General features: G+C 36.7%; 7 protein-coding genes, 2 tRNA genes and 2 rRNA genes. 1 reads left to right on the forward strand and 10 read right to left on the reverse strand.

The genetic code is table 11. From position 1 onward, the window contains the following. Positions 1-96 precede the first annotated feature (96 nt). Complete coding sequence (locus DFR57_RS17955; RefSeq protein WP_114354604.1) at positions 97-738, reverse strand: redox-sensing transcriptional repressor Rex; 642 nt, start codon at positions 736-738, stop codon at positions 97-99. A 206-nt stretch (positions 739-944) separates the two neighbouring features. Here DFR57_RS17955 and DFR57_RS17960 point away from each other — a divergent pair, with 206 nt between their 5' ends. Next, positions 945-2,873, forward strand: a complete 1,929-nt coding sequence (locus DFR57_RS17960; protein ID WP_114354605.1) for an ABC-F family ATP-binding cassette domain-containing protein — start codon at positions 945-947, stop codon at positions 2,871-2,873. Between the two features lie 276 nt (positions 2,874-3,149). Here DFR57_RS17960 and tsaD read toward each other — a convergent pair whose 3' ends face one another. From tsaD to DFR57_RS18005, 9 genes are all read right to left on the reverse strand, one after another. After that, positions 3,150-4,187, reverse strand: coding sequence for a tRNA (adenosine(37)-N6)-threonylcarbamoyltransferase complex transferase subunit TsaD (tsaD, locus tag DFR57_RS17965; protein WP_245937521.1), 1,038 nt, complete (start codon positions 4,185-4,187; stop codon positions 3,150-3,152). Then, positions 4,184-4,630: a ribosomal protein S18-alanine N-acetyltransferase gene (gene rimI / locus DFR57_RS17970; RefSeq protein WP_114354607.1), complete on the reverse strand. Its 447-nt coding sequence runs from the start codon at positions 4,628-4,630 to the stop codon at positions 4,184-4,186. The genes tsaD and rimI overlap by 4 nt, the downstream gene beginning before the upstream one ends. Beyond that, the gene (gene tsaB / locus DFR57_RS17975; protein ID WP_114354608.1) at positions 4,623-5,315 is read right to left on the reverse strand and encodes a tRNA (adenosine(37)-N6)-threonylcarbamoyltransferase complex dimerization subunit type 1 TsaB; all 693 of its coding nucleotides are present in this window, start codon (positions 5,313-5,315) and stop codon (positions 4,623-4,625) included. Before tsaB ends, rimI begins: the two co-directional genes overlap by 8 nt. Next, positions 5,312-5,767, reverse strand: coding sequence for a tRNA (adenosine(37)-N6)-threonylcarbamoyltransferase complex ATPase subunit type 1 TsaE (gene tsaE, locus DFR57_RS17980; protein WP_114354609.1), 456 nt, complete (start codon positions 5,765-5,767; stop codon positions 5,312-5,314). Before tsaE ends, tsaB begins: the two co-directional genes overlap by 4 nt. A 9-nt stretch (positions 5,768-5,776) precedes the next feature. Then, positions 5,777-6,748 (reverse strand): thiamine-phosphate kinase, encoded by a 972-nt coding sequence (thiL, locus tag DFR57_RS17985; protein ID WP_114354610.1) that lies wholly within the window; start codon positions 6,746-6,748, stop codon positions 5,777-5,779. Between the two features lie 167 nt (positions 6,749-6,915). Continuing rightward, positions 6,916-6,992, reverse strand: a tRNA-Asp gene (locus DFR57_RS17990). A 34-nt stretch (positions 6,993-7,026) separates the two neighbouring features. Next, a tRNA-Met gene (locus DFR57_RS17995) sits at positions 7,027-7,103 on the reverse strand. A 19-nt stretch (positions 7,104-7,122) separates the two neighbouring features. Continuing rightward, a 5S ribosomal RNA gene (gene rrf, locus DFR57_RS18000) occupies positions 7,123-7,239 on the reverse strand. A 68-nt stretch (positions 7,240-7,307) separates the two neighbouring features. After that, a 23S ribosomal RNA gene (locus DFR57_RS18005) occupies positions 7,308-7,399 on the reverse strand; the annotation flags it as partial.

Consider the following 7,399-nt stretch of genomic DNA (forward strand, 5'->3'; position numbering starts at 1 on the left):
TTTATTGGTCTAAACAAAGTTTATCAAAATTAGGAGATTGCGTGTTTTTATTTGTCTGAATTTTTTCTTTACCCCAACATATATTTTAGAGCCTTTTTATTCTTCCATATCGGTTGGATAATGCTTCATGAAATATACAAGTGATTGTAATTCTACCGCCAAATCGATATGATGCACACGCACTTCGTCAGGGACGGTGATTCTTGCTGGTGTGAAATTTAGAATTCCAGTTACCCCTGCACTAACTAACCTGTCTGTCATCGGTTGTGCAACACTTACGGGAACGGTTAGTATGGCAACGTTGACATCACCTATTTTTTCCTCAATTTCATCAATGTGGTTAACTTCGACATCGCCTATTTTAGACCCTACTTTACGCTTGTCCGCATCAAATGCACATTCAATCTTCGTATTATTATTTTTTGTGAAATTATAATTTAAAAATGCTGTACCTAAATTACCTACCCCTATTAAGGCAACCGGTGTATTTTCATCCTGATCCAGCGTTTTTCTAAAGAATCCCAATAAATATTCGACATTATAGCCGTATCCTTTTTTACCAAGGGCACCAAAATAAGAGAAGTCCCTACGAATCGTAGCCGAATCTACTTTTACTGCTTCGCTCAGCTCTTTAGAAGAAACACGTGGTTTACCTTGTAAATGTAAATTATTTAAGAAACGATAATATAAAGGTAATCGTTTTGCTGTTGCTTGTGGTATTTTATGTTGATTAGCCATCCTTTAATCCCCTTACTGTTCAAATGTTTGACCTATATTAGATTAGAATAGATTTTTCAAAAAACATTAATGTACCTTATATTCTAACAGAAAAATGTAAACTTGTCGTGAATTGCTTCACTTACAAAATTTTGGGCGGAATACAGAGACGCCACTTGCTTGTAGAGATTAGTATGAGATACACTTAATTCATTGAGGTGAATGACATGATCTATATGCAAGTTAACAATTTAGTTAAACGATACGGGGCAGAATTAATCCTCTCGAATATAAAGCTTGAAATTAAAAATAATGACCGCATTGCCATTGTAGGTCGCAACGGAGCAGGTAAAACAACGCTTCTTAATATTATATCCGGAAAACTTGGATATGATGAAGGAGAAATTCATAAACCAAAGGATGTAACAATTGGTTACTTGGCCCAGCATTCTGGTTTAGAATCGACAGAAACGATATGGAAGGAAATGCTTCAAATATACCAACATTTTATTACCCGTGAAAAAGAGCTTCGAAAAATGGAGCAGGCAATGGGTGATCCTGATCGAATGAAAGATGAAGCAGGCTACCAGCAATTACTCGTGCAATACGATCAAAAACAGGAAGATTTTAAGGCTGAGGGCGGTTACCAATACGAAGCGGAAATTAAGGCTGTTCTTACCGGGTTAGATTTCCCTGAAGATATGTGGGACACTAAGATTTCATCTTTAAGTGGTGGTCAAAAAACAAGATTGGCTTTAGGAAAATTACTTTTAACCAATCCGAATGTACTTATTTTAGATGAACCGACAAACCATCTAGATATTGCAACATTAACATGGTTGGAAGGTTATTTGAATAACTACAAAGGTGCTGTTGTAATTGTCTCGCACGATCGTTACTTTCTTGATAAGACTGTAAATATTGTCTATGAGATTTCTAGAAATCGTTCCGCCAAATTTTTCGGTAACTACAGTAAATTTTTAGAGCAAAAAGAGGCAAATTATGAGCAAGACTTAAAGCAATTCGACAAGCAACAAGCAGAAATTAAAAAGTTAGAAGAATTTGTCCAGAAAAATATTGTACGAGCCTCCACTACCAAAAGAGCGCAAAGTAGACGGAAACAGCTTGAAAAAATGGATGTACTGGATAAACCAAATGGAGATTTAGCCTCTGCCAAATTTAGCTTTATGATTGAAAAGCGCAGTGGAAATGATGTATTAAAAATTCGAGATCTTTCTTTTCGTTACAAATCAGACGAGCCAGCTATTTTTTCCAATTTAAACTTGGATATTACACGCGGGGAAAGCATGGCACTTGTCGGCCCAAATGGGGTTGGGAAGTCGACCTTACTTAAGACGATTACGAATGATTTAAAACCAAGCTCTGGTACCATTCAAATCGGTGCAAACGTAAAAATTGGTTATTATGACCAAGAACAAGCCAAATTAAATTCCAACAAAACTGTTTTGCATGAGCTTTGGGATGATTATCCTAACATGAATGAAAAGGATATTCGTACGATTTTAGGTAATTTCCTCTTTAGTGGCGATGATGTATTAAAAATCGTTTCTTCGTTAAGTGGTGGGGAAAAAGCAAGACTTGCTTTAGCAAAATTAATGATGGAAAAAGCGAATTTATTAGTTTTGGATGAACCTACGAACCATCTAGATTTAGACAGTAAAGAGGTATTAGAAGCTGCACTAATAGATTATCCAGGTACAATCTTGTTTGTTTCACACGATCGTTACTTTATCAACAAGTTATCCACACAAGTGTTGGAAATGGAACCGCAAAAAACGACGCTTTATCTTGGCGATTATGATTATTATTTAGAGAAAAAACAAGAGGAGCAAGAATTAGAGGATTTAAATAAACAAAATGAGAATGTTCCAGCTAAAGAAAACAAGGCTAAAAAGAACTATCATTTAGATAAAGAAGCAAAAAAAGAACAACGAAAAATTGAACGACGAACAGAAGAGATTGAAAATCTAATTGAGGAAATAGAGCTTGAAATGACTACCATTGAGGAAGAATTATGTAAGCCTGAGGTGTTTCAGGATCATGAAAAATCTTTTACGTTAAACGAGCGAAATCAAGCTTTAGAAAATCAGATGGAAACCTTAATGGAAGAGTGGGAAAACCTGCAAACAGAATAGACGGCTTTTCTCGTTTAATATAACATCTTTGTTTTTAAAATATGCAGGTTAATGTATAAAATAACTACTTTTTCTTATGTTTTTAGACAAAATGTTATCCACAGAGGTGTTAGTGGATAAAACGTATAATAGCAAGTTATGCACCGTTTTATCCACACCATCCACAGATTTAGGTATAGTTATGCACACAATTTACAATTCCTTAACCTTATATTTATCAAGCCTTTACAAAACTATCCACAGAATATACATTTGATCTGTGGATAGTTTTTATTATTATTTATTAGATCTTGCACTGTATATTTCTATATCCAAGCTTGGATTAGCATTCAAATCCCAAGCTGCACGATGCCCTTGTTCATAGGCTATGGTACCAGCTGCTGCAATCATAGCAGCATTATCAGTACATAGAGGGAGTGGTGGTATCATTAACTCGAATTTTTTATCCGCAAAGGTTTCTTCTAAAGCAGTACGAAGTCCACTATTAGCAGCTACACCACCTGCTACAATGACTTGTTTAACGTCAAACTGTTCTGCAGCTTTGAAAGTTTTCTTCACTAATACTTCCACAACACTTTCCTGAAAACTTGCAGCTAGATCTTCTTTTTTAATTACTTTATCTCGTTGTTTTGCATTATGCAGGGTATTAATAACTGCTGACTTTAACCCGCTAAAACTGAAATCATATGACCCATCTTCTAACCATGCTCGTGGGAAAAGTATTGATGCTTCTCCTTCTTTTGCAAGCTGGTCAATTTTAGGCCCTCCTGGATATGGTAGCTGTAACGTACGTGCTACTTTATCATAAGCTTCACCAGCGGCATCATCTCGGGTTTCTCCAATAACTTTAAAGTCTCCATGCTCCTCCATCAAAATAAGCTCTGTATGTCCCCCTGAAACAACAAGGGAAAGAAGCGGAAATTGGAATTCTTTCTCTAAACGATTGGCATAGATATGTCCTGCAATATGATGGACACCTATTAACGGCTTCTGATGGGCGAATGCAAGTGCCTTGGCTGCATTCACACCAACAAGTAAAGCACCTACAAGACCTGGCCCTTCTGTGACTGCAATGGCATCCATTTCTTCCATTGTCATGTTTGCCTCAGTTAGTGCTTCTTCTAAAATCATGGTAATTTGCTCGACATGGTGCCTGGATGCTATTTCTGGAACAACTCCTCCAAATCGTTTATGACTTTCAATTTGGGAAGCAACCACGTTCGCAATGGTTTCTTTACCATTTTTAACTATAGCCACAGCTGTTTCGTCACAGCTGGTTTCGATTCCTAATATATATACATCTTTATCCTTCATAAGTTCACCCACAATACTAAAGCATCTTCTTGATTATCTGTATAATAGTTTCTTCTTATTCCACCAGGCACGAGCCCGAACTTTTTGTACAACCGCTGTGCGACTAGATTAGATACACGTACCTCTAATGAGAGTCTAGAAGCATGATGCGCGATAGCATAATTTAATACGTATTGAAAGAGTGCTTCACCAAACCTTTTACCGCGATATGCTTTTCTAATTGCTATATTGGTGATTTGCGCTTCATCTATTACCAACCACATGCCACAGAAGCCAACGATTACGTCATTTGAAAGGATCACAAAGTAATTGGCATACTGGTTAAGAGTTAGCTCATCTTGATACGTTTTCTTAGACCATGGCACCGTAAAGGACTCATTTTCAATCGCACTTACCTCTTCAATGTCATCTACACTCATTTTTCGAATTAATAAATTAGTCATTGTTTTTTTCTGCTTGCTCCTTTAACCAAATTGCCTCTGCTTCTACCATTCTCAAATAATTTGGAGTTAAAGCATGCACATCTTCTATTTCTTTTTCCTCTGCAATTTCAGCTAGAACACTTGCCCTTGGAACATGAAAGATAGCAGGAGGAAAAACTGCTTTTTCCTTTAATATATCTTTAATTGTTTCTTTATGAATGGAAAGATCCGGACTGACAAATAAAATTTTCCCTTCTACATCCTTTAACTTCACCAACCAATCTGAAAAAAGGAGATTCTGTTCTTCTTTTTTCAAGTTGGTTTCTTGATATAACCCTGTATAAACAAGCCCACGTCTTGCATCAAAGAAAGGACAGATTACATCCTGTGATTGAAAAAAATTACGTGCTAATATTTCGAGACTAGACACACCGATAACAGGTATATTTAATGTCCATGCCATTGTTTTGGCTGTGGATAAGCCAATTCGAACACCTGTATAAGAGCCTGGTCCTTTAGCCACCACAATCTTATCTAATTCTTTTGGCAACATATTTGCATCCTTTAAAAGATTATCAATAGCTGGCATTAAACCTACAGAGTGGTTTCTTTTCACATTAATTATTGTTTCTGCTATTAATTCCCCACCTCTTGTAATGGCAACTGTCATCACTTGATTCGAGGTATCTATTGCTAATATATTCATCTAGCTAACTCCCTACATATCCAATCATAATGTGAACCCTTTGGATAAAAGTATATTTTTCTTTGTCGATCTCCTTCACGGAAGATAGAAATATCTAAACGTTCCTTCGGTAAAAACTCTTCAATAAAGGTTGCCCACTCTACTACAGTGACACCAATACCATTAAAATAATCATCGAAACCAATATCTTCATCACTGTCCTCTAGTCGATAAACATCCATATGATAGAGAGGAATCTCTCCCATATATTCTTTTATAATCGTAAATGTTGGACTATTAATTGTTCTTCTAACACCAAGCCCTGCGCCTAAGCCTTTTGTAAAAGTAGTTTTACCTGCTCCTAGACCACCCTCTAGTGTTAATACATCACCTGGCTTTACAAGCACCGCCAATCTTTCAGCAAGGGCTTTTGTTTCGTCTTCCGTATTTGTTTCAAATACATATGTCTGCATCTTTTTCACCTACTTCAGATGAGTATAGCCACTTTTCTCAAGTAGCTGATACTTTCCATTTTTATATAACTGTACGCGAAACGGCGAGTTATTACTACTTATAACTTCTCCTATTTTGGCTAGAGGTGTATTTGTTTTATTTGCTGCTTCCTGTAAATATTCCCAATCTTTCTCTGCAACCGTACCTACTAATTCGAAGTCTTCTCCACCAGATAATAGCCACTCCTCTTGAAGTGCAGATGAAAAATGATTCATTGCCTTATGCTTTGGTAGTCTTTCATAATCGATATTAATTTGAACGGTAGATGCTTCTGCAATTTCATTTAACTCATTAGCAATTCCATCACTCACATCATTTAAAGCAATACGAGTAATAGAAGCAGCTTCATTTATAAATTGTACACGCGGCATTGGTTGTTGATGTCTTTTTGTAAAATATTCATAACCTTCATGCTGTGTGCTATCTTCTAGTAAAAGATGTAAACCAGCAGCTGCATCTCCTAAAGTACCAGTTACAAAAACGAAATCACCTTCCATTGCGTGACTTCTGTATCTTTCCTTATGATCAGCTACGGTACCAAGAACTGTTACCGAGACTACCAATTGATCACCCGAAACAGTATCTCCTCCTAATAGATCCATGTGAAATACATCAGCCAAATTTTCCATCCCTTGATATATTTTCTTTAACTCATCATGTGACCAGCTTTTTGGTATCACGATAGAAACCAAATAAAATGTCGGTGTACCACCCATTGCTGCGATATCACTGATATTTGCTGCAAGCACACGATAACCAATATCGAAGGGTTTAGTAGTTTTTCTTGAAAAATGAATATTTTCAACCATGGTATCAACAGTTGTTATTATATTTTGATACCCTTCTTTAATGATGGCTGCATCATCACCTATCCCCTTTTTAAGACTTGCTTGTTTATGATAGCTAGGTTGTATCGATTTGATAAAGTCAAATTCATCCATGTGAAATACCTCTTTAATTTTAGTAATGTCTCTTTATCATAGCAAAACACTAACCAAATAGAAAATAGTTAGCTAGAGATTTTTCTTAATTATAAAGATAAAAAAAACGCTAAGATAATAAAAATTATCCAAGCGCTAATATGTAAATATTCAAGTAAATATAAAAATGGCGGTCCGGACGGGACTCGAACCCGCGACCTCCTGCGTGACAGGCAGGCATTCTAACCAACTGAACTACCGGACCAAATATTAAATTTTACTTTATTTTTAAATTAAATTGGTTGCGGGGGCAAGATTTGAACTTGCGACCTTCGGGTTATGAGCCCGACGAGCTACCAGACTGCTCCACCCCGCGATAATATAAATTTGATAAAGCCTGGCAACGTCCTACTCTCGCAGGGGCGCAAGCCCCAACTACCATGGGCGCTGAAGAGCTTAACTACTGTGTTCGGCATGGGAACAGGTGTGACCTCTTCGCTATTGCTACCAGACTTTATATTTATGAAGGAATATACCTTCAAAACTAGATAAGGTGTATGACAAATCAAACATTTTGTGTTTAGTTAAGTCCTCGATCGATTAGTATTCGTCAGCTACACGTGTCACCACGCTTCCACCTCGAACCTATCTACCTCATCGTCTCTGAGGGAT

The organism is Saliterribacillus persicus (assembly GCF_003337485.1).
Classification (GTDB): Bacteria; Bacillota; Bacilli; order Bacillales; family Amphibacillaceae; genus Saliterribacillus; species Saliterribacillus persicus.

Excerpts from the sequence above, each read along its gene's own strand:
- DFR57_RS17960 (WP_114354605.1), top strand. The coding sequence starts at position 945 with ATGATCTATATGCAAGTTAACAATTTAGTTAAACGATACGGGGCAGAA.
- rimI (WP_114354607.1), bottom strand. The coding sequence starts at position 4,630 with ATGACTAATTTATTAATTCGAAAAATGAGTGTAGATGACATTGAAGAG.
- thiL (WP_114354610.1), bottom strand. The coding sequence starts at position 6,748 with ATGGATGAATTTGACTTTATCAAATCGATACAACCTAGCTATCATAAA.
- tsaE (WP_114354609.1), bottom strand. The coding sequence starts at position 5,767 with ATGCAGACATATGTATTTGAAACAAATACGGAAGACGAAACAAAAGCC.
- DFR57_RS17955 (WP_114354604.1), bottom strand. The coding sequence starts at position 738 with ATGGCTAATCAACATAAAATACCACAAGCAACAGCAAAACGATTACCT.
- tsaD (WP_245937521.1), bottom strand. The coding sequence starts at position 4,187 with ATGAAGGATAAAGATGTATATATATTAGGAATCGAAACCAGCTGTGAC.
- tsaB (WP_114354608.1), bottom strand. The coding sequence starts at position 5,315 with ATGAATATATTAGCAATAGATACCTCGAATCAAGTGATGACAGTTGCC.